Source organism: Inquilinus sp. CAU 1745 (genome assembly GCF_039839375.1).
Lineage (GTDB): Bacteria > Pseudomonadota > Alphaproteobacteria > DSM-16000 > Inquilinaceae > JBDOQU01.
Genome location: NZ_JBDOQU010000012.1, coordinates 85,683 through 107,694, shown reverse-complemented (window position 1 = coordinate 107,694; position 22,012 = coordinate 85,683). Strand labels below are relative to the sequence as shown.

Genomic DNA, 22,012 nt, shown 5'->3' with positions numbered 1-22,012 from the left:
TGTAGCCGTTGACCCAACCTCTGGGGGGCTGCACCGTCGGCGGATCATTCGCCGGAGACGCCGCCATGCCCATCGCCCCAATCCAGCCCGTCACCCTTGCCGGCCGGTTCGTCCGGTTGGAGCCGATCGAGGAGCGCCATCGGGAAGGCCTCCGCGCCGCCGCCGACGATCCCCGCATCTGGCCCTACATGCCGATGAACGGCGCGCCGGGGGCGGATTTCGACCGGATGGTCACCGATGCGATCGCCGCGAAGGAAAGCGGGACGATGCTGCCCTTCGTCGTCCGCCGCCTGTCGGACGACACGGTCGTCGGGTCCTCCCGCTATCTCAACATCGCGGTCGAGGACGGCAATCTGGAGATCGGCTGGACCTGGTACGCGCCGGCCGCATGGGCGGGCGCGGTCAATCCAGATTCCAAGCGGCTGATGCTGAGCCACGCGTTCGAGACGCTGGGCGCGGTGCGCGTCGGCCTCAGATGCGACGGGCGCAACCAGAGAAGCCACGACGCCATCCTGCGGCTGGGCGCGGTGAAGGAAGGGGTGTTGCGCCGCCACAAGCTGGTCCATGACGGCTTCATCCGGGACACGGTCCAGTTCAGCATCCTGGCGGAGGAATGGCCCGCCGTGCGCGACGGGCTGGACCGCCGCCTCGCCCTTTTCGGCGAGGCCGCCGCCGTCTAAGGTGCGGCGTCCTTTAGACATCCTCATCCAACGGAGAGAAGCAGAATCATGGCCGGAACCATCGATGCGCGATTGAAGGAGCTGGGTGTAACCCTGCCGCAGGCCGCCGCCCCCGCCGCGAACTACGTGCCCGCCGTCCGGTCTGGCGCGATGCTCTATATCTCCGGTCAGCTGCCGATGGCGAATGGCGAGATCAAGGTCAAGGGCAAGCTGGGCGGCGGCGTCTCGCTTGAAGACGGCGCGGAGGCGGCGCGGCTCTGCGCGCTGAACATCGTCGCCCAGGCGAAGGCGGCGCTGGACGGCGATCTGGACCGGGTGGTCCGGGTGGTCAAGCTGGTCGGCTTCGTCAACTCCGCACCCGACTTCACGGACCAGCCGAAGGTGGTCAACGGCGCGTCGAACATGATGGCCGACATCTTCGGCGATAAGGGCAAGCATGCCCGGTCGGCCGTCGGCGTCGGCGCACTGCCGTTCGATGTCTCGGTCGAGGTCGAAGCGATTCTGGAAGTCTCCTGAGGTTGGAGGCCTTGTCGCGGGCGGGGCGGGCTTCCAGATGGAAGACGATATGAAGGCCCTCCCCCATGCCCGACGGCGATAGTCCCGTCATCCTGAAGCTGGTCGCCGACCTGACCGCGATCCCGGCGGAGGAGTGGGATGCCTGTGCCGGCCAGGACAACCCCTTCCTCACCCATGCCTTCCTGACGGCGCTGGAGGAATCCGGTTCGGCGACCGGCGAGGCGGGCTGGCAGCCCCACCATCTGATCCTGGAGGATGAGCGGACAGGCCGTCTGCTGGGCGCGGTCCCGATGTATCTGAAGGGTCATTCCTTCGGCGAGTATGTCTTCGACCATGGCTGGGCCGACGCCTATGAGCGCGCGGGCGGACGCTACTATCCGAAGCTGCAGGCCTGCGTCCCCTTCACGCCGGTTCCCGGCCCCCGGCTGCTGGTCCGGCCCGGCGTCGATTCCGGTCATGCGGCCGATCTGCTAGTCGACGGGCTGCGGCAGGTTTGCGACCGGATGGGCGTCTCCTCCGTCCATGTGACCTTCGCGACCGAACCGGAATGGGCGCGGTTCGGAGAGGCCGGATGGCTGCTCCGCACCGGAGAGCAGTTCCACTGGGAGAATCGCGGCTACGCCACCTTCGATGATTTCCTCGACACCCTGGCGAGCCGGAAGCGCAAGACCATCAGGCGGGAACGAAGGGCGGTGGAGGAAGCCGGGGTGAGCTTGCGGATCCTCACCGGCGACGATCTGAAGCCCCATCACTGGGACGCCTTCTTCGATTTCTACCAGAACACCAGCGACCGCAAATGGGGTTTTCCCTATCTGACGCGCGCCTTCTTCGAGTTGATCGGGGAGAGGCTGGCAGACCGGATCGCGCTGGTCATGGCGGAGCAGGACGGCCACCCGATCGCCGGCGCGCTCAATTTGATTGGCGGCGACGCGCTTTACGGACGCAACTGGGGATGCATCGTCGACGTTCCCTTCCTGCATTTCGAGGCCTGCTACCACCAGGCGATCGAATTTGCGATCGAACGGGGACTGAAACGCGTGGAGGCCGGAGCCCAGGGCCAGCACAAGATCCAGCGCGGCTACCTGCCGGTGCGGACCTACAGCGCCCACTGGATCCGCGATCCCGCGCTGCGCGGGCCGGTGGCGCAGTTCCTGGAACGGGAGAGGCAGCAAGTGGATTGGGAGATCGAGGCCCTTTCGGCCGATTCCCCCTACAGACGAACGGAGGATAACTGCCCATGAACGCTCAACGGCTCCTTGGAACCTTGCTGGGCGGCGGCCTTTCCGGCGCCCGGCGCGGAAGGTCTGGCGGCCTGATGATGCGGGGCGGCCTGGGCGGCGGCTTTGGCGGCACGCTCGGCCGCGCCGCGACCAGCCGCGGCGGCCTCGCCCTGCTGGGCGGGCTGGCGGCGGCGGCCTACGAGCATTTCAACCAGAGCCGGAACCGCCGACCGGGCCATGCGCCCTCCTCCGGCCCTCCGTCAGTTCCTCCTCCACCGCCGGGCATGACCGCCGGCCGTCCCGCGACCGAACCTCCGCCACCCCCGCCGGCCGCCGCGTCGGGAATGTCGGACGAGGATCTGGCGCTCCTGCTGGTCCGCGCCATGGTCGCCGCCGCCAAGGCCGACGGAGAGATCGACGCCGATGAGCGCGGGCGCATCCTGAAGCAGCTTGAAGAAGCCGGCGCGGATGCCGACGACCGGGCTTTCGTGGAGCGGGAGTTCGCGACGCCGCTGGATGTCGACGCGCTGGCGGCCGAGGCCCGCGATCCTACCGTCGCCGCGGAACTCTATGCCGCCTCCGCCATGGCGATCGACGCCGACACGCCGGCGGAGAAGCTCTATCTCCAGCTCCTGGCGACGAAGCTGGGCCTTCCGAACGATCTGGTCGCCTCCATCGATGCCCGGATCGAGGATTCCGCCCCATGAGCCAATGGTATTTCAGCCAGAACGGCCAGCAGACCGCGCCGATGAGCCATTCCGAAGCGGTGGCCTATGCCCGGACCGCGACTGGCGCCTTCTGCTGGCGGGAGGGTTTCGGCGAATGGCTGCCGGTCGCCCAGGTCCCGGAGTTGATGGGCGGCGGCGCCCATTCCCCGACCATGGTCGCGCCGCCCCAGCCCCCGGCGGCCCGCATCCGTGCGGACGACATCGACTTCAAGATCGTCGGCCATGAGATGCAGTTCGTGGAGATCGAGCTGGATTCGGGCGAGAGCGCGATCGCCGAGGCCGGGTCGATGATGTTCAAGGATTCCTCGATCGAGATGACGACCATCTTCGGCGACGGCTCCGGTCCCGAGGATGGCGGCTTCATGGACAAGCTGCTGGGCGCGGGCAAGCGGGTGCTGACCGGGGAGAGCCTGTTCACCACCGTCTTCACCCATAACGGGTCCGGCAAGGGCAGAGTCGGCTTCGGCGCGCCCTTTCCGGGAACCATCATGGCGATCCGGCTGACCGAGGTCGGCGGCCGGCTGATCTGCCAGAAGGACAGCTTCCTGGCCGCCGCGAAGGGCGTATCGGTGGGCATCCACTTCCAGCGCAGGATCCTGACCGGCCTGTTCGGCGGCGAAGGCTTCGTCATGCAGAAGCTGGAAGGCGATGGCTGGGTCTTCGTCCATATGGGCGGCGCTGTCATCGAGCGGGAACTGGCGGCCGGGGAGACCCTCCATGTCGACACGGGCTGCCTCGCCGCGCTGACCGACACGGTGGAGTACGACATCGTCCGGGCCGGCGGCATCAAGACCATGATGTTCGGCGGCGAAGGCGTCTTCTTCGCGACCCTGCGCGGCCCCGGCAAGGTCTGGCTGCAAAGCCTGCCCTTCTCCCGCCTCGCCGGCCGCATGCTGGCGGCCGCGCCGCAGCGGAACGGCAATCAGGGCGAAGGCGGGGCCTTCCGAATCACGCTGGGCGACCGGTGATAGGCTAAAAAATCGTCATGCCGGACTTGATCCCATAGGCGCTAACTTTGGTCGTAATTTTCCCCTCTCCTGCTTGCGGGAGAGGGAGGGACCCGCCGCGAAGCGGTGGGAGGGTGAGGGTTTTGAAGGCGAGGGTGTGAGGCTCACCGCCTCAAAGTTAGCGCCTATGGGACTTGATCCGGCATCCAGGGGCCTTGACCTCAGGAGCTGTCCGGTGTCCGGCAAAGGCTGAAGCGCCGGAGCCGCTGGATTCCCGATCGGGTCGGGAATGACCAAAAAGGGAATGGACAGGCTCAGTAAGGCACCTTGTCCGGCTTCACCGCCCATTCGCGGAAGACCTCCAGCGCCTCATCGCCCATGAAACGCTCCATCGGCAGGGAGCGGCCGTCCGGCGGCAGCGCGATTTCGCGATAGAGGAAGGCGTCGTCGAAATCGATCTCCGCGGCGTCGTCCTGGGTGTTGGCGAACCAGATCCGGTCGACCCGCGCCCAATAGGCCGACGCCAGGCACATCGGGCAGGGCTCGCAGCTTGTATAGAGATCGCATCCGGCAAGCGTGAAGGCGCCGAGAGTCCGGCAGGCTTCGCGGATCGCCATCACCTCGGCATGAGCCGTCGGGTCGTTGGTCGAGGTGACGGCGTTCCAGCCCTCCCCCACGATCTCCCCGTTCCTGACCACCACCGCGCCGAACGGCCCGCCGCGATTGGCCCGCATGTTCTCTCGCGACAGCTCGATCGCGCGCCGCATGAAGCGTTCTCTGCTCAAGGGAGGTTGGCTCCGGTGATGGGGGGGGAGGGAGTTTTCCCCTCACCCAGCCCTCTCCCCGGCGGGGAGAGGGCTACCTTTTACCCTCGCCCCGTTGGGGAGAGGGAGGGACCCGCGAAGCGGGAGGGTGAGGGGCGTTCGGTAGCTACTCGACCAGTTCGGGCTCCTTCTCACGGGCGTTGCCTTGGTCGGCGTCCGGATAGGTGAAGGTCAGTTTGTCGTCCGCCACGCCGATGCACACCGGTCCGCCCTGGGCCAGCTTGCCGAACAGAAGCTCGTTGGCGAGCGGCTTCTTGATGTGCTCCTGGATGACGCGGGCGAGCGGGCGGGCGCCGTAGAGCTTGTCGTAGCCCTTCCGGACCAGCCACTGCCTTGCGTCGTCATCCAGTTCGATGGTGACCCGCCGGTCGGCGAGCTGGGTTTCGAGCTGGATGATGAACTTGTCCACCACCTGCCCGACGATCTCCGGCGTCAGGTGGCCGAAGGGGATGATCGCATCCAGCCGGTTGCGGAATTCCGGCGTGAACAGGCGGTTGATCGCCTCCTGGTCCTCGCCGTCCCGGTCGGACCGTTCGAACCCGATGGCGTTCTTCGCCAGATCGGTGGCCCCGGCGTTGGTCGTCATGATCAGGATGACGTTGCGGAAATCGACGGACTTGCCGTTATGGTCGGTCAGCTTCCCGTAATCCATCACCTGCAGCAGGATGTTGAAGACGTCCGGGTGCGCCTTCTCGATCTCGTCCAGCAGCAGCACCTGATGGGGATGCTGGTCGACGGAATCGGTCAGAAGGCCGCCCTGGTCGAAGCCGACATAGCCCGGCGGCGCGCCGATCAACCGGCTGACGGCATGCCGTTCCATGTATTCCGACATGTCGAAGCGCGTCAGCTCGATCCCCAGAGCGTGGGCGAGCTGGCGGGCCACCTCCGTCTTGCCGACGCCCGTGGGGCCGGAGAAGAGGTAGTTGCCGATCGGCTTCTCCGGCTCCCGCAAGCCGGCGCGGGCCAGCTTGATCGCCGAGGCCAGCGCGTCGATCGCGTTCTCCTGCCCGAACACCAGCGTCTTCAGGTCACGCTCCAGGCCGCGCAGGACCTCCTTGTCGTCGCGGCTGACGCTCTTGGGCGGGATGCGCGCGATCTTGGAGACCACGTTCTCCACATCCTTGACGCCGATCGTCTTCTTCCGGCGCGAGGGCGGCAGCAGCATCTGCGCCGCGCCGACCTCGTCGATCACGTCGATCGCCTTGTCCGGCAGCTTGCGGTCGCCGATATAGCGCGCAGACAGCTCCACCGCCGTGCGGATGGCCTCCTTGGTGTAGCGCACATGGTGGTGCTTCTCGTAATAGGGCTTCAGCCCCTCCAGGATCTTGATCGCGTCGATCACCGAAGGCTCGTTCACGTCGATCTTCTGGAAGCGGCGGACCAGCGCCCGGTCCTTCTCGAAATAGTTCCGGTATTCCTTGTAGGTCGTGGACCCGATGCAGCGCAGCGCGCCCGAGGCCAGCGCCGGCTTCAGCAGGTTGGACGCGTCCATCGCCCCGCCGGAGGTCGCGCCGGCGCCGATCACGGTGTGGATCTCGTCGATGAAGAGGACGGAATTATCCATCGCCTCCAGTTCCGACAGCACGGCCTTCAGCCGCTCCTCGAAATCGCCGCGATAGCGGGTGCCAGCCAGGAGAGCGCCCATGTCGAGCGAGAAGATGGTCGCCGCCGCCAGCACCGGCGGCACGTCCAGATCGACGATCCGCTTCGCCAGACCCTCGGCGATGGCGGTCTTGCCGACGCCGGGATCGCCGACATAGAGGGGGTTGTTCTTCGACCGGCGGCAGAGGATCTGGATCGTGCGCTCGATCTCCAACTCGCGGCCGATCAGCGGGTCGATCTTGCCCTTCAGCGCCTTCTCGTTGAGGTTGACGCAATAGGCCTGGAGCGCTTCCGTCCCCTTCTTGACCACCTTCTCCGCCTGCGAATCCTCGTCCGCGCCGGATACCCGCCGGGTTTCCGTCGTGGTGCGCTGGGCGGTCTTGGCGATGCCGTGGGAGATGTAGTTGACGGCGTCGAACCGCGTCATGTCCTGCTCCTGCAGGAAATAGACGGCGTGGCTTTCCCGTTCGGAGAAGAGCGCGACCAGCACGTTGGCGCCCGTCACCTCCTCCCGGCCCGACGACTGGACATGGATGGCCGCGCGCTGGAGCACGCGCTGGAAGCCGGCCGTCGGCTTCGCGTCCTCGCCCCGCCCGGTGACCAGGTTGGCGAGTTCGGTGTCGAGATATTTGGTCAGATCCTGGCGCAGCCGGTCGATATCGACCGTGCAGGCGCGCATGACGGCAATGGCGTCCTGGTCTTCCGACAAGGCGAGCAGGAGGTGTTCCAGCGTCGCATATTCGTGTCGCCGGTCGTTGGCGAGGGCCAGGGCCCGGTGCAGGGTCTGCTCGAGGTTTCGTGAGAGCATGCCAACGTCCCTTAAGTCATCGTGCGGATGTCAATCCTTCTCCATAATGCATTGGAGAGGATGCTGGTGCCTTCGAGCGAAGTCCATGACCTGCGTCACCTTGGTCTCGGCGATCTCGTAGGTGAAGACGCCGCACACGCCCACCCCGCGGCGGTGGACATGCATCATGATCTGCGTCGCCTCGTCCCGGTTCTTGTTGAAGAACCGCTCCAGGACGTGAACGACGAACTCCATGGGCGTGTAGTCGTCATTCAGCATCAAGACCTTGTACATCGCCGGTTTCTTGGTCTTCGGCTTCTGCTGGACAATGACGCCGGTGCCCGTCCCGTCGTCGCCATTTCTCTCGATGTCGCTCATGCGTGAACGCCAAGCCCGTGCCTGAAAACCAATCTTACCCGCCCATCCGGTGGTGTGTCTGTCTTAAAGGATGATATTGGATCGCCGGGGCAGGAAGGAAGCCCCCATGGCGGAAGCGATGGGCCACGAGCCATCGTCTTCCCGACCCAGATGGATCGGGAAGCGAGGTGATTCAAGGATATCCGGCCGCCCCGGTCGCTATTGCGGATCGGCGAAACCCGCGCTCATCGCGGAGATGCGGCCCTGCCGCTTCGCCCCCAGCGCCCAGGCGAAATCGCCGCCGGCCGGGCTGACGGTCGATTGCAGCACCAGCCGGGGCGGCATCAGGGAGCGGGCGGGCCCGTGGGGCGACAGCGGCACCTCCGTCGTCACGTCTCCATCGGTGCGGAAGACCAGCGCGGTCGCGGCGTCGGGGATCAGGATCTCCGTCGGGCCTTCCGTCTGGGCGTAGCCGACCAGATACTCCTCCCCGTCGACCATGGCGAAGACCGATATCCGCTGGTCGTGGAGCCCGGTCCAGCCGGTATAGCCGTGATTGTCCAGCCTGGAGTCGATGGTCATCCAGACGGCGTCCGGCGGCTGGTAGAGCATCACCCTGCCCTGCTCGGCGGGCTGGGCGTAGGCCTGCCCGGCCAGGGTCGAGAAGGCCTCGGCGGAAAGGGAGCCGGTGTCGTTCACGCCCATCACGATGTTGGTGATGATGCCCGGCGCGGCGATCCCCAGCAGCAGCGCCTGGCGGGCGTCCCGCTTGTGGTTCAGCGCGAAGGAGATGCCCATGCCGACCAGGAAGAAGAGCAGCAGCCCGAACAGATAGCCGACGCCCGGAATGGGCGTCTCCGGCGCGGCGGCGAAGGTGGCCGCCGTTCGTGACAGGGTCGGCAGGCACCCGCCGAACCCGCCGACGATGATGTTGATCAGCCAGACCATAGCCTCCCCGGCGCCTCCCCTCCCCCGGCGTCGTCCGTCCTGACGGAAGAATGACGCTGTTGTTTGCCGCCGGGCGAGAGTTCTTCTAGAGTCGAAGGTGAAGAGCGTTGAATTATTTCAAATTTTGCTCAGAATTGATGCTTGATCTTTCGGGGAGGACTTCATGGCGCATCGTGGGAGCTGTCATTGCGGACGCGTGGCGTTCGAGGTCGAGGGCGAGATCGACCGGCTGATGGAATGCAACTGCTCCCATTGCAGCCGAAAGGGTTTCCTCCTCTGGTTCGGCCCACGCGACGCGTTGCGCATCACGACGCCCTCGCCCGGCCTGACCAGCTACCAGTTCAACAAGCACGTCATCACGCACCAGTTCTGCCCCACCTGCGGCTGCGCGCCCTTCGCCTTCGGCACGGACCCGTCCGGCAACGAGGTCGCGGCGATCAATGCCCGCTGCCTGGAAGATTTCGACCGGTCGGCCGTAGAGATCGTTCAGGTGGATGGGAGGAGCCATTAACCCCCTCACCCTCCCGCTTCGCGGGTCCCTCCCTCTCCCACAAGGGGAGAGGGTAAGTTGGTAGCCCTCTCCCCTTGTGGGAGAGGGTTGGGTGAGGGGGTGTACCCTTATTCCTCCCCCTCCTCCTCATGATCGTCATGGCCGCCCTCGACGTCGATGGGGACGCCGGGGAGGGCCTTGCCGGTGCGGATGGCGAGTGCGGATTTGACGTGGCTGACGTTCGGCGCGGCGGTGAGCTGGGTGGTCAGGAAGCGCTGATAGCTGTCCCAATCCTCCGCCACCACCTTCAGCAGGAAGTCCGTCTCGCCCGCCAGCATGTGGCATTCGCGGACCAGCGGCCAGGTCGCGACCAGCGATTCGAACTGCCGCAGGTCGCTCTCCGCCTGGCTGGAAAGACCCACCTGGGCGAACACGGTGACGCCGAAGCCAAGGGATTCGGCATGGATGTCGGCATGGTAGCCGCGGATGAAGCCCGCCTCCTCCAGCGCGCGGACGCGCCGCAGGCAGGGAGGGGCGGAAATGCCGGCGCGCCGCGCCAGCTCCACATTCGTCATCCGGCCGTCATCCTGGAGATCGCGCAGGATTCGGCGGTCGATGCGATCCAGCTTAACACGACGCATGGGTTGTCTCATGAAAGTAAGGTGCCAGTTTTGTGAAAGGATATTACGCAAACGCGGCGCGGACGCAAGTCTTAACGCCCCTATAGATATTGCCGATCCATATTGGTTGAGCGGTTGCGCCCGCCAATACCCAGGATCATAGTGCGGCGCACATAAATCACCGTCCGTTCATGACTTCAATCCCCACCTGCTGGATTCTCACCGACGGCAAGCAAGGCATGATCAACCAGTGCCTGGCCTTGGCCGAATCCGTCGCCCGGACCGTTATCGACAAGCGCGTCGCCCTGCGCACGCCCTGGCGGCAGTTGAGCCCCTGGCTGCGGCTGGGCGGCCTGCTGGCGATGGCGCCGGAGAGCGACCCGATCGAGCCGCCATGGCCGGACATCGTCGTCGCCTGCGGCCGCCAGTCCGTCGTCCCGGCATTGCGGGTCAGGCGGAAATCCGGCGGCGCCGTCTTCACGGTCTATGTCCAGGACCCGGTGATCGACCCCGGCCACTTCGACCTGGTGGTCGCCCCCCGGCACGACTGGCGGCCGGAATGGGAGAAGGCGACCAACGTCATCGTCACCACGGGCGCGCCCAACCGCGTCACAAGGGCGCAACTTGCCGAGGCGGCGGAGCGGTTCGGGCCGAGACTGGACCATCTGCCCCGGCCGCGCGCGGCGGTGCTGATCGGCGGCCCCAACGCAGTCTTCCGGTTCGACGCCTCCGACATGGCGGCGCTGGCCGACCGGCTGGCGGCGCTGGCGCGGAGCGGGATCGGCCTGATGGTCACGACCAGCCGCCGCACCGGGGCAGAGAACGAACGCATCCTGCGCGACCGCCTGGCGGGGTTGCCGGCGGAAATCTGGGATGGAACGGGGGAGAACCCCTATTTCGGCTATCTGGCCCTGGCCGACGCCGTGATCGTCACCGCCGACAGCGTCAACATGGTGTCCGAGGCGGCGATGACGGGAAAGCCGATCCATGTCTTCGAGATGGCGGGCGGATCGGACAAGTTCCGCGCCTTCCACGAGAATATGCGGCAGCGGGGCTACACCCGGCCCTTCGTCGGGCCGCTGGAAGAGTGGAGCTATGAGCCGCTGGACGACACCGCCATGGCGGCGGCGGAAATCCTGCGCCGCATCGCCGTCCGAAAGGGTGCGGAGGGGTTGGACGGAAGGCGCGAAAGGGCGTAAATCGGCAAAGCCTTGCAAAACTGCCCCGCGTACTCATTTTTTCGCGTGGAAGGATTATTCATGACCGCCATCGATCTGGACGCGTTCCGCGCCACCCCCCTCTCCCGCGATCCGTTCGATTATGTGATCGTGCCCCAGTTCGTGCGCGGCGAAGCCCGCGAGGCGATCCACCGCGATTTCCCCGAGATCGCGAAGCCCGGCAGCTTCCCGTCCTCAGAACTGAAGTTCGGCCCGGCCTTCAAGGGGCTGATGGACGAGATCCAGGGGCCGGAAATGACGGCCGCCTTCGCCGAGAAGTTCGACATGGACCTGACCGGCCGGCCGACCATGGTCACCGTCCGCGGGATGTGCCGGGCGAAGGACGGGCAGATCCATACCGACAGCACCACCAAGCTGATCACCGTCCTGATCTATCTCAACGGCGAGTGGGAGAGCGATTCCGGCCGGCTGCGGCTGCTGCGGTCCCCCGACAATCTGGACGACATGGTCGCCGAGGTGCCGCCGGAGGAAGGAACGCTGCTGGCCTTCCGCAACGCGCCCAATGCATGGCACGGCCACGGCTCCTACGAAGGACGCCGGCGGGCCATCCAACTCAACTGGGTGACGGATGACGAGGTCGTGCGCCGCGAGCAGGCGCGCCATCGCCTCTCCGCCAAATTGAAGAAGCTGAACCCCTTCGGCTGACGCCTTCCTTCCGCCGCTTCCCGCCCAAAGACGATCGGTTCCGCCAATGGCTCTCAACATCCAGACCTTCAGCAACGTCACGGGCGGCAGCACCTATTTCAAGGCGCTGGGACACCCATTGGCCGCCGAGGCCGGCCGGGCGCTGGCCCGCCGCCTCAGCGAGGACGGCTCGGTCGCGGTATATGATCCCAACGACATGCTGGAGGGCTTCGCCGCCTTCTTCGACCTCAGCGGTTTCAGGCCGGCGGGTGTGTTCGTCCAGGATATCGAGAAGATCGGCAGCGAGCGGCTGGGGCTGAAGGCGCGGCCGGTCACCGAACTGTCCGGAAGCGGCGCGCGCACGATCTTCGTCGTCGCCTTCGACGCCGACCGGCTGACGGCCCAGATCCGTCATCTGATCCCGGAGGGGACGGAGGTCGTGACGCTGGACGCCATGCGCCTGCCGGACGAGATGCTGACGAACCGGCGCGCCTATCTGGTGCCGCTCAATTTCGCGACCAACTTCGCCTTCTTCCGCGATGGCGACGGCCATCATAGCCGGGTCGTCACCGCGAATTACTGGAGCATGTACGGCGCGAAGGACCCGAAGGCCTGGCTGTGCCTGTTCGACGAGGCCGGCTCCGTGGTCGGGACCTGGACGGAAGAGCTTCCCGGCCCCGCCGGCACGGTCGTCTTCGACAGCGCGGAGATCGCGGCAAAGCTGGGGCTGGACCGGCCGGTGACGGGGCAGATGTTCGTCCACATCATCGGCGCGGCCGGGCACGACATCGTCAAATACGCGCTGGACACCTATGGCGACAGCGACGACGTCTTGTCCTGCACGCACGACGCCAACGCCTGGCCGGCCGATCTCTATGCCGGCCTGCCCGCGCCCAAGGAGGGCGAGCAGGTCATCCTCTGGGTCCAGAACAGCCATCCCTGCCCCATCCCGCGCGGCGGCGTCGGCCTCAATCTGATGGGGTCGCCGGAGATAAGCTGGCTCGACCGCGAGATCCCGCCCTTCGGCACCTACGCGCTGAGCGCGGCCGACCTGCTGCCCGACGCGCGCTGGCCGCAGCAGATCGAGATCCAGGCCGGCAAGCATTTCGTCCGCCCGCGCTATGAGGTCGTGACCGCGCCCAACGGGACGGCCGGCCGTCGGCGCATGGCCCATGTCAATGTGGAGCGCATCGACCTGAAGCCCGACCCGTCGATCGCGGAGATCGGCAATCTGATGGGCAAGGGCTTCCTGCTGCCGGCCCCGATCCTGCCGGCCGATCGCTTCCGGTCGATCGCGCTGCCGACGCCGATGTCGACGGCCCAGGCCAATTTGCCGCTGGCGGCGATCGTCTACGACGCGGGCGGACGGGAAATGCTCCACCGGCCGCTGGGCAAGCTGGACCGCGCCCAATCCGTCGCCTTCGACGCGGCGGAGCTGCTGGAAGACGTGGGCGCGGCGCTGCCGTCCGGGTTCGGCCATATGGAGCTGATCTACGATTTCGCCGAGGGCGGCGAGGCCGATGGCTGGCTCCACGGCCTGTTCCGCTATGAGGACATGAAGTCCGGCCATGCGGCGGAGACCAGCTTCGGCGCGCATATCTTCAACACGGCGCTCGTCTACAAGAACGAGCCGCAAAGCTATGCCGGCCGGCCCCCGGGGCTGACGACGCGCCTCTTCCTGCGGCTGGGCGTCAACGGGCACGACACGATCTGCCATCTGATCTACGCCGCCTCCACGCCCTGGCATGCGACCTCCGACACCCATCTGATCCTCCACGACCGCGAGGGGACGGAGATCGCGTCCCGCGCGGTCGCCATCCCGTGCAGCGGATCGCACTTCTTCAAGGTCAGCGAGACGTTCGAGAAGGACGAACTGGCCCGCGCCGGCGACCATGCCTACGTCATCGTGCGCGACACGACCTGCCGGCTGTTCGGCTATCACGGGCTGATGAACGGCGACGTATCGTTCAGCCTGGACCATATGTTCGGATTCTAGATCGGCCGGACCCTCCGGGTCCGCGCCCCTATATCTTGAGGCGGGGAGCAGGCTCGCCTATCTTTGAGAGACGCCGCTCAAGACACCATCCCCGCGAAAGCCGTTTCCATGCCCCAGACCATCCGCACCAAGGTTCTCATCATCGGCTCCGGGCCGGCCGGCTACACGGCCGCGATCTACGCCGCGCGCGCCAATCTGGCGCCGATCATGGTGCAGGGCATGCAGCCGGGCGGGCAGCTCACCATCACCACCGATGTCGAGAACTATCCCGGGTTCGCCGAGGCGATCCAGGGGCCGTGGCTGATGGAGCAGATGGCCGAGCAGGCGCGCAATTGCGGGACGGATCTGCGGTTCGACCTGATCACGGAGGTCGACTTCGCCAGCCGGCCCTTTCGCTGCGTCAGCGATGGCGGCGACATCTATCTCGCGGATTCCGTCATCATCGCCACCGGCGCCCAGGCCCGCTGGCTGGGGTTGGAGAGCGAGCAGCGGTTGCAGGGCAAGGGCGTATCGGCCTGCGCCACCTGCGACGGTTTCTTCTTCCGCGGCAAGGAGGTAGCGATCGTCGGCGGCGGCAACACGGCCGTCGAGGAAGCGCTCTACCTCACCAACCACGCCACGAAGGTCTGGCTGATCCATCGCCGCGACAGCCTGCGGGCGGAAAAGGTCATGCAGGACCGGCTGTTCCGCCACCCGAAGATCGAGATGATCTGGGACAGCGTGGTGGAGGAGGTGCTGGGCGGCGGCGAGCCGGAAGCGGTTTCCGGCCTGCGCCTGCGGAACGTCAAGACGAACGCCCTCCGGGACCTGCCGGTGGAAGGCTTCTTCGTCGCCATCGGGCACGATCCGGCGACGGCGGTCTTCAAGGGCAAACTCGCGATGGACGAGGAAGGCTATATCGTCACCGCCCCCGATTCGACCGCCACGGACATTCCGGGAATCTTCGCCGCCGGCGACGTGAAGGACAAGATCTACCGCCAGGCGGTAACCGCCGCCGGGATGGGCTGCATGGCCGCCCTGGAGGCCGAGAAATTCCTGGCTGAGCATGAGCAGTTCGACGCGACGCCCCAGCTTGAGGGCCGCGAACCGGCCGTCGCCATTGCCGGGGAGTGACTAAATGCGGGCTACGGCCTCACGGCGGTTGCGCCGGTGCGGCTGAACCGCAACACTGTGGCGCGCGTGCTATGATGAAAGTCCGCCGGGGGTGGGGATAGCTCCCGACGGCGGCGCGGGGTGGGCCTTGGGGAGAGGTTCGGCCGCCCGACCTAGCGAGGTGGCCTTCGGGGAGGAAGGATGGACTGGGACAAGCTGCGGGTGTTCCATGCGGTGGCCGAAGCGGGAAGCTTCACCCACGCGGGGGACAAGCTGAATCTGAGCCAGTCGGCGGTCAGCCGGCAGATCAGCGCGCTTGAGGAAAGCCTCAACGTACCGCTGTTCCACCGCCATGCGCGCGGCCTGATCCTGACGGAGCAGGGGGAGCTCCTGTTCAAGACGGCCCGCGACGTCTTCTCCAAGCTGTCGATGACCGAAGCCCAACTCACCGAAAGCCGGGAGATGGCGCGCGGCCCGCTGAAGGTGACGACCACGGTCGCCTACGGCTCCACTTGGCTGACTCCGCGGGTGCGGGAATTCCTGCAGATTCATCCGGAAGTGGCGTTGACGCTCCTGCTGGACGACAGCGAGTTGGACCTCGGCATGCGCGCGGCGGACATCGCCATTCGCATGACCGCGCCGCGCCAGCCGGACCTGATCCAGCGCCACCTGATGACGGTGCGGTTCCATATCTACGGCTCCGTCGATTATCTGAAGCGGCGGGGCATCCCGCAATCGGTCGATGACCTCAAGGAGCACGACCTGATCATCTACGGCACCGATTCCCGCGCGCCGGTGGAGAATGTGAACTGGCTGCTGGACATCGCCGGCCGGACGCCGATCGACCCCAACATCGTCCTGCGCGTCAACAACCAGTACGCCCTCTACCGGGCGGTGCGCAGCGGCCTCGGCCTCGCCGCCCTGCCGGACTTCATGGTCGACCAGAACCTCAACGTCGTGAAGGTCCTTCCCGACGTCGCCGGCCCCTCGACCGAGTGCTATTTCGTCTATGCCGAGGAGCTTCGCCACTCCAAGCGCATCGCCGTCTTCCGCGACTTCCTGGTCAAGAAGGTGGCGGAAAGTAAATTTTGACGCTTATTTTCCTTAAGCACGCATATTAGAAAACTGTGACGCACGTCATTTACGGCACCGTCTAAAGCCGTGGCAAAATTGGCATAAGCCATTGATAAAGATGTGAGAAAACGCATAACTCGAAAGCCATGCAGTGCGCGCATGGATGCGTCACGATTTTATGCATGGCACAAAGACGGCATATGACTATTTACTGTTCATGACCGCGCTGCATTGCAGCAACGTCCGTTTCCTCCGAACTTCGGTTCGGGGTTGAGGGCCCGGTTTCTCATCGGGTCCTACGTCTCCCAGACGTGAAGCCTCCCTGTTCAACTCGCCGGGCCCTGTGCCCGGCGTTTTTTTGCGCCTAACGTAAACTGGGGGGCGACAGGCTCATCATGAGGGGAGGCGGACCCCCGCCTGATTGGTCATTCCGGACTTGATCCGGAATCCATTGGCCGTCGACGCCGCGCCGCCGGCGAAGATGAAACACCGACCATGTTTAAGGCGGGCGGCGTATGGATGCTTGATCAAGCCAAGCATGACGAGCTTTTTCTGGCGTCAGCGACTGCATGGCTCGACGGTCTCACCAGCCGCGTTCGATCATCTTCGCCGGAACGGGCCCGGCGGGCCGATCGCTATTTCCTAGAATGATTATGGCTTGCCGCGCCCCATGCGATTGTTGCAACGCAGCATAGCAGGCGTTTCGCTTGTGCAACATTCGCCGGGACTCATATAAAGCCGCGCGAAAAGTGACCGGGCGGTTACTTCCGAAGGACCAGCCCGGCGGCGACGGAGGGAACGAATGGCGCAAGGCTGGCGGTACGACATCCACGGGTTCGGCGAGAACCCGCCCCTTTCGGGCCGCGCCGGTGAACTGTTCGACCTATGGCGCGACCATGCCGGCGATCGCCGCCCGCCGCGGCGACGAGATATCGATGTGGCGAAGCTCCGTCCCTGGCTCGGCCGCCTGATGATGGTCGACATGTTGCCGGGCAGCCAAGATTTCCGCTTCACCCTCGTCGGCACGATGGTCGCGGAGATGCTTCAGGCGGATATGACGGGGGAGCTTCTTTCGGAAACCTCCGCGCTCGGCTGCCATGCGAGCGAGCTCGGCTCGATCTGGCGCGAACTCGTCGGCGGACCGGCGACCGCAATCTCCGTCGGCACGCTGGACTGGCAGGACCGCCGGCATGTCAGCTTCTTCTCCCTCTTCCTGCCGCTGGCCAACGACAATGACGAGGTAACGAAGATCCTGGGCTTCACAAACTTCGACACCGTGTCGAGCGCGCAGGGCAGCGCCTGACGCCCGACGCCCGACGCATCGGGCGGGACTCCTTCATTAACACTTTGAAGTCATTCCGGACTTGATCCGGAATCCATGGGCCGTCGCCGTTTCACTGACGGCGAAGCCCGGACGCCGCTCAGGCAGGTTTCGAGGCCGCATGGATGCTGGATCAAGTCCAGCATGACAGTCTTTGGAAGGGCGCGGGCGCATGGTTCGAAGGCCCGCCACGCGGGGCGGACCGGAAGTCACGCCAGCATGCTGCGGAGCATCCAGGCCGTCTTTTCGTGGGTCTGCATTCACATGGCCTGCGGCTTCGATCCAGGCCATCCCCCGCGCCTGTCGCAGCCGAGACATAAGGACGCCCTTCAGCACCGGTCGCGAAGCGCCCGCCATTCGGTGTCGGTCAGGATGGATATTCCACTCTCCTCCGTCGCGGCCCGCCTCAGCGCATCGGCCCGCGACCGCGTGTCGGGGTGGGTGGAGAGGAAGGAGAGCGCTTCCATTGTATCGCCCTCCTTCTCCGCCAGCCGGTCGAACAGCGCCGCCGAGGGCTCCAGCGGGACGTCGGCCCCTTTCATGAGGTCGATGGCAAAGGCGTCGGCGGCCAGTTCGGCCTCCCGCGAATAGCTGGCGTCCAGCATCCGCTGGCCGACCGCCAGCATCGCCGCGCCGCCTGCGAAATCGCCAACCACCAGCCCCAGCAGGATGCCGGTCGCGCCGGTGCGGATGGCGGCCTCCGTCGGGTGGTTGAGCGCGGCATGGCCGATCTCATGCGCCAGAATGCCGGCCAGCGCCTCCGGCGAGCCGGCGAACTCGATCATCCCCTTCGGCATCAGGATATGCCCGCCCGGCAGGGCGAAGGCGTTGACGAGGTCGGCGTTGGCGATGTGGATTGTGTAGGCATGCGCCTTGTCTTCCGCCAACCGGCGAACGATCCCGTCCATCGCCTCCCGCATCGCCGGATCGGCGCATTCCGCCGGGCCGGCCGCGCTACTCTCCCCCTGCGCCAGCAGCCAGACGAGCCGGCCCGCGACACGCGCGCCCAACTGCCTCTCCCAGCTTTCGGGCATCGCCGCCGCGGCCTGTACGGCGAAGCGCGGGATCATCACCAGCACGATCAGCAGGATTGCCGCGGCGGCCGCCATACCCCAGCCGGCGACGCGCCAGACGGCTCGGTGGTCCTTCTCCGTCCGGCGCCAGAGATCGGGCAGGTGACGGCGGAGCGCGTCATGGGCGACGGGATCGTCGAAGACTAGCCGGCAGCCCGGCTGGCCTTCGCGGGACAGCACCACTGGCCCCGGCCTGGCCGGCAGGTCGACCGCCCTTATGGCGGCGGCGGGCCAGTGTTCCTGGAAGCCTTCCTCGCTCCTCAGCGTCAGGCCGTCCGGCGCGATCTCCACCAGTATGGGACGGGTGCGGGCGACAAGACCGTCATTGTAGCGTGCCGGGAACGGGCCCATGGGTCAGAAGCCGCCCACATCCAGAGCGTCGGCCAGCCCTTCGCCATGGGCCGGGCCGGGCCTGTCGCTCCTCAGCACCGCCTCGACCGAATGGAGGTTGCGGATGGAGAGTGAGGCACAGACTACTTTGTTGGTTTGATATTACACCCAGACGAGAGATACGACAAAATAACCACCTAACACAGACAAACCCCATGAAATTACTAACAACAACATTTCCGATTTTGTTGGTATTGCCCCTGGATTGAACCAGTAATCCACACGAAATAATATTACAGCGCATATCGATATAGTTATAATATATAATATTGGAGACATCGCATAAATGAATACAATCTTATAAGATGCCAACCTCGACGTTACTCGCAGATTCAGGAACCGCGTCGATTCCACGAAGTAACGGAACTCGACCACGTGATACCGGACGAAGGCAATGGTGGTTCCCAGCCCGCACGCCAAGGTCAGGATGCTCTGGCCGCCGAGCCAGTCGTCGCCATTCTGATGGATGTCGGTAAGCAGAATAGAGAGGATCACAGTGGCGACCGCCAGTCCCCAGACAATTAGCCACGTCGGCATCAACCGCGTGGCCGTGGCCTCAAGCGAGGCGCGTTCGTCACCGAACCAGGTGTTGCCGGTCCGGTAGCGCTGCAAACGCACGCGCTGCCACGGATAGGCGAGACCGAGCGTAATCATCACGACGCCAGCGCTCACCATCGCCATACGGGCGTAGTCTAACGCCCGCCCGCTCTGGTCGAACCGTACGCCGCGCCATTGCGTCCGGCTCAGCTTGTATCGCCGCGCCCGGTAGATCGCGACCTGGACGAGGAAAAGGAGGACCATCGTGTTCAGGGAACCAAGCAGACCCAGCAACGTCTCGTCGGCCACCAGATAGCCCAGCACGTAGGGCATTGCGAAAAGCGGCGCCAGGAGGACGATCGCGATCAGGAAGCCGATCAGCAGTTCCTTCGCCGTGCCGGTATATTCCAGCCGGTCGCCGGCGATGGAGATATTCCCCCACAGGAAGCGCCGGATCGCGGTCTTGCCCCAGAAGCGATAGAAGCCGAGCGTGACGATGGACAAGAGCACGGTCTTCACAGCCAGCTTCGCCAAGGGGCCGCGATAGGCGGTGAAGATGACCGATCCGGCCGTATCCTCCGGCGGGGCGGCGGAAACGGCGTCGAACGTGGCGTCTGTCATCACTAAGGGTCCTCCTGACCTCCAATCTTTCGATAAGGATCAGAAGCGATGGGCCGCCTTAACATCTTACTAAGGCGTGCAACCCGCCCACGAAAAAAGCCGCCGAGGTTGCGGCGGCTTCTTCCGGGAAGGGCTGTGAAGGCTACTGCGCCGCGACCGCCGCCTGCCGCATCTCCACCACCCGGTCGGCGGCCTTGCCCGTCAGTTCCGCCAGATGGTCGAAGCGCGTGGTGAAGGTGCCGATGCCCTGGGTCAGGGAGCGCAGTTCTATGATCAGGTCGTGGACCGCCTCCTGCGGCAGGTAGGCGCGGATCTCGTCCCAACCTTCCCAGCCGGGCCGGGCGTCGAAGCCCAGGATCTGGCCGCGACGCGACGACAGCAGCCGCTGCGCCTTGGGAGTGTATTCGCTGGGCACCTGGATCGCGATCTCGCAGATCGGCTCCAGCAGGACCGGCCCGCCCTGGGGCAGCCCGTCGCTCATCGCCATGCGCCCGGCGGTGCGGAACGCCTGTTCGGACGAATCCACCTGATGGTACTGCCCGTTCGTCAGGGTGACGGAGATGTCGACCACCGGGAAGCCGAGCGGCCCGCGGGACATGTAGTCGCGCACCCCCGCCTCCACCGCCGGGATGAAATTGCGCGGCACGGCCCCGCCGACGATGCTGTCGCCATAGCGGAAACCACGGCCGCGCGGCAGCGGCGCTATGTCCACATTCACGTCGGCGAACTGGCCGTGCCCGCCCGACTGGCGCTTGAACCGCGCATGCTGGCTCACCTTGTGGCGGATCGTTTCCTTGTAGGGCACCTGCGGCCGGCGGCCGCCGACCGCGACATTGCCCTTCCGGGCCAGCCGCTCCAGCGCGATCTGCAGATGGATGTCGCCCTGCCCGCTCACCGTCATCTCGCCCGTGTCCGGATCATGGCCGTAGCTCAATGACGGGTCTTCCTCCGACAGCTTGGCGAGCGCGGCCGACAGCTTGACCTCGTCGTTCCGGTTCTCCGCCGCGATGGCCAGCGTATAGACCGGCGGCGGCGGGTCGGCCCACAGTTCGGAGCGGGCGGCGCCGGCCGGCGTCAGCAGGTCTCCGGTGGAGACGCCGTCCATCCGGCCGAGCGCCACGACCTCGCCCTCCCCCGCTTTCGCGGTCTTGGCGTGCGCGCCGCCCTGGATGCCGTAGAGGCCGCTGACCTTATGGTCGCCGAAGGTCATCCCGTCGGCCACGGCGCCCCGCCAGACCCGGGCGTGGGACATCTTGCCGGTATGGGGAGCGTGGAGTGTCTTGAATATCTGAAGGACCGTCTCGCCCTCCGGCACGGCGAGGCGCGCCGCCGTCCGGTCGGGCGCGGGAACATCATGACGCAGCGCCTTCAGCAGCCGGTTGATTCCGAATCCCTGCGCGGCCGATCCCAGAAGCACCGGGACCACCAGGTCGCCGGCGACATCCTTCGCCATCTGCTCGTAGATATCCTGGCGCGCCGGCTGGACATCCTCCAGAAGCTGCTCCAGCAGGCCGTCGTCGAAATCCGCCAGAATCTCCAGCAGTTCCTGCCGCGCCTCCTGCTCCCGGTCCTGGACCGCGGCCGGCAGTTCGATCAGGTCGGACGGCGCGCCGGGCCGGTAGCGGTAGGCGCGCTCCGACACCAGGTCGACATAGCCGGTCACCGCCTCGCCGCCGTCGCCGGAAGTCCGGATCGGCACCTGGCGCAGCGCCAGCGGCCGCGCGGAGACGGCCTGGAGGCTGCCCATGAGATCCCTGAGGCGGGTGTCCCCGGTGTCCATCTTGTTGACGAACAGCATATGGGGGACGCCCAGCTCATCCAGCGTCCTGAGCACCGGGCCCAGCACCAGGACCTTCGCCGCGTCGGGCTCGCAGACCACGATCGCCGCGTCGGCGACCATCAGCGGTCCGGCGCTTTCCTGCGCCAGCTCCACCGATCCCGGGCAGTCCAGCACCGTCCAGGGATCGTCGAGATAGGTGAAATGCGCGATCGACAGTTCCGTCGACATCTGCCGCGCCCGCGCCTCCTCGGAGGAATCGCCGACGGTGCTGCCATCCTTCACGCTGCCCCTGCGCGGCGTCGCGCCTGTCGCCGCCAGCAACGCTTCCATAAGGGAGGTCTTGCCCGACGCCTGCGGCCCGACGATGGCCACGCAGCGGGGCGTTCCCGGTCTTCCTGCCGGGCGTGTCTCCTGGGTACTGGTCATGTGCGCCTCCGGATGTTCGTTGTCCGGGAGTGCGCCAGCGCGCCCCTGTACGGCGTCGCGCGGGAGTTTGGTTGGGATAAGCGCCGCGGCCTCAAGGAAGAGGTCGCGCCGCGACAGCGGG

At 66.0% G+C, this 22,012-nt stretch carries 20 protein-coding genes; 12 read left to right on the top strand and 8 right to left on the bottom strand.

The features are described 5' to 3' along the window. The first annotated feature begins 65 nt into the window (after window positions 1–65). The 5 genes from AAFN89_RS14660 to AAFN89_RS14640 all read left to right on the top strand — a co-directional run bounded on the left by AAFN89_RS14660 (window position 66) and on the right by AAFN89_RS14640 (window position 4,112). The gene (locus AAFN89_RS14660) at window positions 66–680 is read left to right on the top strand and encodes a GNAT family protein (protein ID WP_347539822.1); all 615 of its coding nucleotides are present in this window, start codon (window positions 66–68) and stop codon (window positions 678–680) included. Window positions 681–728: 48 nt separating this feature from the next. Further along, window positions 729–1,196, top strand: a complete 468-nt coding sequence (locus AAFN89_RS14655; RefSeq protein WP_347539821.1) for a RidA family protein — start codon at window positions 729–731, stop codon at window positions 1,194–1,196. A gap of 65 nt (window positions 1,197–1,261) precedes the next feature. Further along, complete coding sequence (locus AAFN89_RS14650; RefSeq protein ID WP_347539820.1) at window positions 1,262–2,437, top strand: GNAT family N-acetyltransferase; 1,176 nt, start codon at window positions 1,262–1,264, stop codon at window positions 2,435–2,437. Then, window positions 2,434–3,123: a tellurite resistance TerB family protein gene (locus tag AAFN89_RS14645; protein WP_347539819.1), complete on the top strand. Its 690-nt coding sequence runs from the start codon at window positions 2,434–2,436 to the stop codon at window positions 3,121–3,123. Before AAFN89_RS14650 ends, AAFN89_RS14645 begins: the two co-directional genes overlap by 4 nt. Then, entirely contained in the window at window positions 3,120–4,112 is a 993-nt protein-coding gene (locus AAFN89_RS14640; protein ID WP_347539818.1) for a TIGR00266 family protein, read from the top strand. Before AAFN89_RS14645 ends, AAFN89_RS14640 begins: the two co-directional genes overlap by 4 nt. Before the next feature lie 293 nt (window positions 4,113–4,405). On the opposite strand, the gene AAFN89_RS14635 is transcribed toward AAFN89_RS14640, so the two are convergent. From AAFN89_RS14635 to AAFN89_RS14620, 4 genes are all read right to left on the bottom strand, one after another. After that, a complete protein-coding gene (locus AAFN89_RS14635; protein WP_347539817.1) occupies window positions 4,406–4,876 on the bottom strand; it encodes a nucleoside deaminase in 471 nt (156 codons plus the stop codon). Window positions 4,877–5,021: 145 nt separating this feature from the next. Beyond that, a complete protein-coding gene (gene clpA / locus AAFN89_RS14630) occupies window positions 5,022–7,325 on the bottom strand; it encodes an ATP-dependent Clp protease ATP-binding subunit ClpA (RefSeq protein WP_347539816.1) in 2,304 nt (767 codons plus the stop codon). Between the two features lie 30 nt (window positions 7,326–7,355). After that, the gene (gene clpS / locus AAFN89_RS14625) at window positions 7,356–7,682 is read right to left on the bottom strand and encodes an ATP-dependent Clp protease adapter ClpS (RefSeq protein WP_347539814.1); all 327 of its coding nucleotides are present in this window, start codon (window positions 7,680–7,682) and stop codon (window positions 7,356–7,358) included. Between the two features lie 198 nt (window positions 7,683–7,880). Continuing rightward, window positions 7,881–8,609, bottom strand: coding sequence for a hypothetical protein (locus tag AAFN89_RS14620; protein WP_347539813.1), 729 nt, complete (start codon window positions 8,607–8,609; stop codon window positions 7,881–7,883). 163 nt (window positions 8,610–8,772) lie between these two features. Between AAFN89_RS14620 and AAFN89_RS14615 the strand changes: the two genes are divergently transcribed. After that, entirely contained in the window at window positions 8,773–9,120 is a 348-nt protein-coding gene (locus AAFN89_RS14615; protein WP_347539812.1) for a GFA family protein, read from the top strand. Window positions 9,121–9,227: 107 nt separating this feature from the next. Here AAFN89_RS14615 and AAFN89_RS14610 read toward each other — a convergent pair whose 3' ends face one another. Then, window positions 9,228–9,740: an Lrp/AsnC family transcriptional regulator gene (locus AAFN89_RS14610; RefSeq protein WP_347539811.1), complete on the bottom strand. Its 513-nt coding sequence runs from the start codon at window positions 9,738–9,740 to the stop codon at window positions 9,228–9,230. Between the two features lie 170 nt (window positions 9,741–9,910). Between AAFN89_RS14610 and AAFN89_RS14605 the strand changes: the two genes are divergently transcribed. The 6 genes from AAFN89_RS14605 (at window position 9,911) to AAFN89_RS14580 (ending at window position 17,046) form a co-directional block, all read left to right on the top strand. After that, on the top strand, window positions 9,911–10,918 hold the full coding sequence (locus AAFN89_RS14605; RefSeq protein ID WP_347539810.1) for a mitochondrial fission ELM1 family protein: 1,008 nt from the start codon (window positions 9,911–9,913) through the stop codon (window positions 10,916–10,918). A gap of 60 nt (window positions 10,919–10,978) precedes the next feature. Beyond that, window positions 10,979–11,602: a 2OG-Fe(II) oxygenase gene (locus tag AAFN89_RS14600; RefSeq protein WP_347539809.1), complete on the top strand. Its 624-nt coding sequence runs from the start codon at window positions 10,979–10,981 to the stop codon at window positions 11,600–11,602. Between the two features lie 46 nt (window positions 11,603–11,648). Continuing rightward, window positions 11,649–13,577, top strand: a complete 1,929-nt coding sequence (locus tag AAFN89_RS14595; RefSeq protein WP_347539807.1) for a hypothetical protein — start codon at window positions 11,649–11,651, stop codon at window positions 13,575–13,577. A gap of 108 nt (window positions 13,578–13,685) precedes the next feature. Then, on the top strand, window positions 13,686–14,690 hold the full coding sequence (gene trxB / locus AAFN89_RS14590) for a thioredoxin-disulfide reductase (RefSeq protein ID WP_347539806.1): 1,005 nt from the start codon (window positions 13,686–13,688) through the stop codon (window positions 14,688–14,690). A gap of 180 nt (window positions 14,691–14,870) precedes the next feature. Further along, on the top strand, window positions 14,871–15,761 hold the full coding sequence (locus AAFN89_RS14585) for a LysR family transcriptional regulator (protein ID WP_347539805.1): 891 nt from the start codon (window positions 14,871–14,873) through the stop codon (window positions 15,759–15,761). A 784-nt stretch (window positions 15,762–16,545) separates the two neighbouring features. Further along, on the top strand, window positions 16,546–17,046 hold the full coding sequence (locus AAFN89_RS14580) for a PAS domain-containing protein (RefSeq protein ID WP_347539804.1): 501 nt from the start codon (window positions 16,546–16,548) through the stop codon (window positions 17,044–17,046). Window positions 17,047–17,393: 347 nt separating this feature from the next. Here the strand turns inward: AAFN89_RS14580 and AAFN89_RS14575 are convergent, their stop codons facing one another. The 3 genes from AAFN89_RS14575 to AAFN89_RS14565 all read right to left on the bottom strand — a co-directional run bounded on the left by AAFN89_RS14575 (window position 17,394) and on the right by AAFN89_RS14565 (window position 21,891). Further along, window positions 17,394–18,488 (bottom strand): M48 family metallopeptidase, encoded by a 1,095-nt coding sequence (locus AAFN89_RS14575; RefSeq protein WP_347539803.1) that lies wholly within the window; start codon window positions 18,486–18,488, stop codon window positions 17,394–17,396. Between the two features lie 141 nt (window positions 18,489–18,629). Beyond that, entirely contained in the window at window positions 18,630–19,685 is a 1,056-nt protein-coding gene (locus tag AAFN89_RS14570; protein WP_347539802.1) for a DUF898 family protein, read from the bottom strand. A gap of 142 nt (window positions 19,686–19,827) precedes the next feature. Then, window positions 19,828–21,891, bottom strand: coding sequence for an elongation factor G (locus AAFN89_RS14565; protein ID WP_347539801.1), 2,064 nt, complete (start codon window positions 21,889–21,891; stop codon window positions 19,828–19,830). Window positions 21,892–22,012: the final 121 nt, after the last annotated feature.

Bases quoted from the DNA above. Each gene is read 5' to 3' on its own strand.
- AAFN89_RS14660 (WP_347539822.1), top strand. From the start codon at position 66: ATGCCCATCGCCCCAATCCAGCCCGTCACCCTTGCCGGCCGGTTCGTC.
- AAFN89_RS14655 (WP_347539821.1), top strand. From the start codon at position 729: ATGGCCGGAACCATCGATGCGCGATTGAAGGAGCTGGGTGTAACCCTG.
- AAFN89_RS14650 (WP_347539820.1), top strand. From the start codon at position 1,262: ATGCCCGACGGCGATAGTCCCGTCATCCTGAAGCTGGTCGCCGACCTG.
- AAFN89_RS14645 (WP_347539819.1), top strand. From the start codon at position 2,434: ATGAACGCTCAACGGCTCCTTGGAACCTTGCTGGGCGGCGGCCTTTCC.
- AAFN89_RS14640 (WP_347539818.1), top strand. From the start codon at position 3,120: ATGAGCCAATGGTATTTCAGCCAGAACGGCCAGCAGACCGCGCCGATG.
- clpA (WP_347539816.1), bottom strand. From the start codon at position 7,325: ATGCTCTCACGAAACCTCGAGCAGACCCTGCACCGGGCCCTGGCCCTC.
- clpS (WP_347539814.1), bottom strand. From the start codon at position 7,682: ATGAGCGACATCGAGAGAAATGGCGACGACGGGACGGGCACCGGCGTC.
- AAFN89_RS14620 (WP_347539813.1), bottom strand. From the start codon at position 8,609: ATGGTCTGGCTGATCAACATCATCGTCGGCGGGTTCGGCGGGTGCCTG.
- AAFN89_RS14615 (WP_347539812.1), top strand. From the start codon at position 8,773: ATGGCGCATCGTGGGAGCTGTCATTGCGGACGCGTGGCGTTCGAGGTC.
- AAFN89_RS14610 (WP_347539811.1), bottom strand. From the start codon at position 9,740: ATGCGTCGTGTTAAGCTGGATCGCATCGACCGCCGAATCCTGCGCGAT.
- AAFN89_RS14605 (WP_347539810.1), top strand. From the start codon at position 9,911: ATGACTTCAATCCCCACCTGCTGGATTCTCACCGACGGCAAGCAAGGC.
- AAFN89_RS14600 (WP_347539809.1), top strand. From the start codon at position 10,979: ATGACCGCCATCGATCTGGACGCGTTCCGCGCCACCCCCCTCTCCCGC.
- AAFN89_RS14595 (WP_347539807.1), top strand. From the start codon at position 11,649: ATGGCTCTCAACATCCAGACCTTCAGCAACGTCACGGGCGGCAGCACC.
- trxB (WP_347539806.1), top strand. From the start codon at position 13,686: ATGCCCCAGACCATCCGCACCAAGGTTCTCATCATCGGCTCCGGGCCG.
- AAFN89_RS14585 (WP_347539805.1), top strand. From the start codon at position 14,871: ATGGACTGGGACAAGCTGCGGGTGTTCCATGCGGTGGCCGAAGCGGGA.
- AAFN89_RS14580 (WP_347539804.1), top strand. From the start codon at position 16,546: ATGGCGCAAGGCTGGCGGTACGACATCCACGGGTTCGGCGAGAACCCG.
- AAFN89_RS14575 (WP_347539803.1), bottom strand. From the start codon at position 18,488: ATGGGCCCGTTCCCGGCACGCTACAATGACGGTCTTGTCGCCCGCACC.
- AAFN89_RS14570 (WP_347539802.1), bottom strand. From the start codon at position 19,685: ATGACAGACGCCACGTTCGACGCCGTTTCCGCCGCCCCGCCGGAGGAT.
- AAFN89_RS14565 (WP_347539801.1), bottom strand. From the start codon at position 21,891: ATGACCAGTACCCAGGAGACACGCCCGGCAGGAAGACCGGGAACGCCC.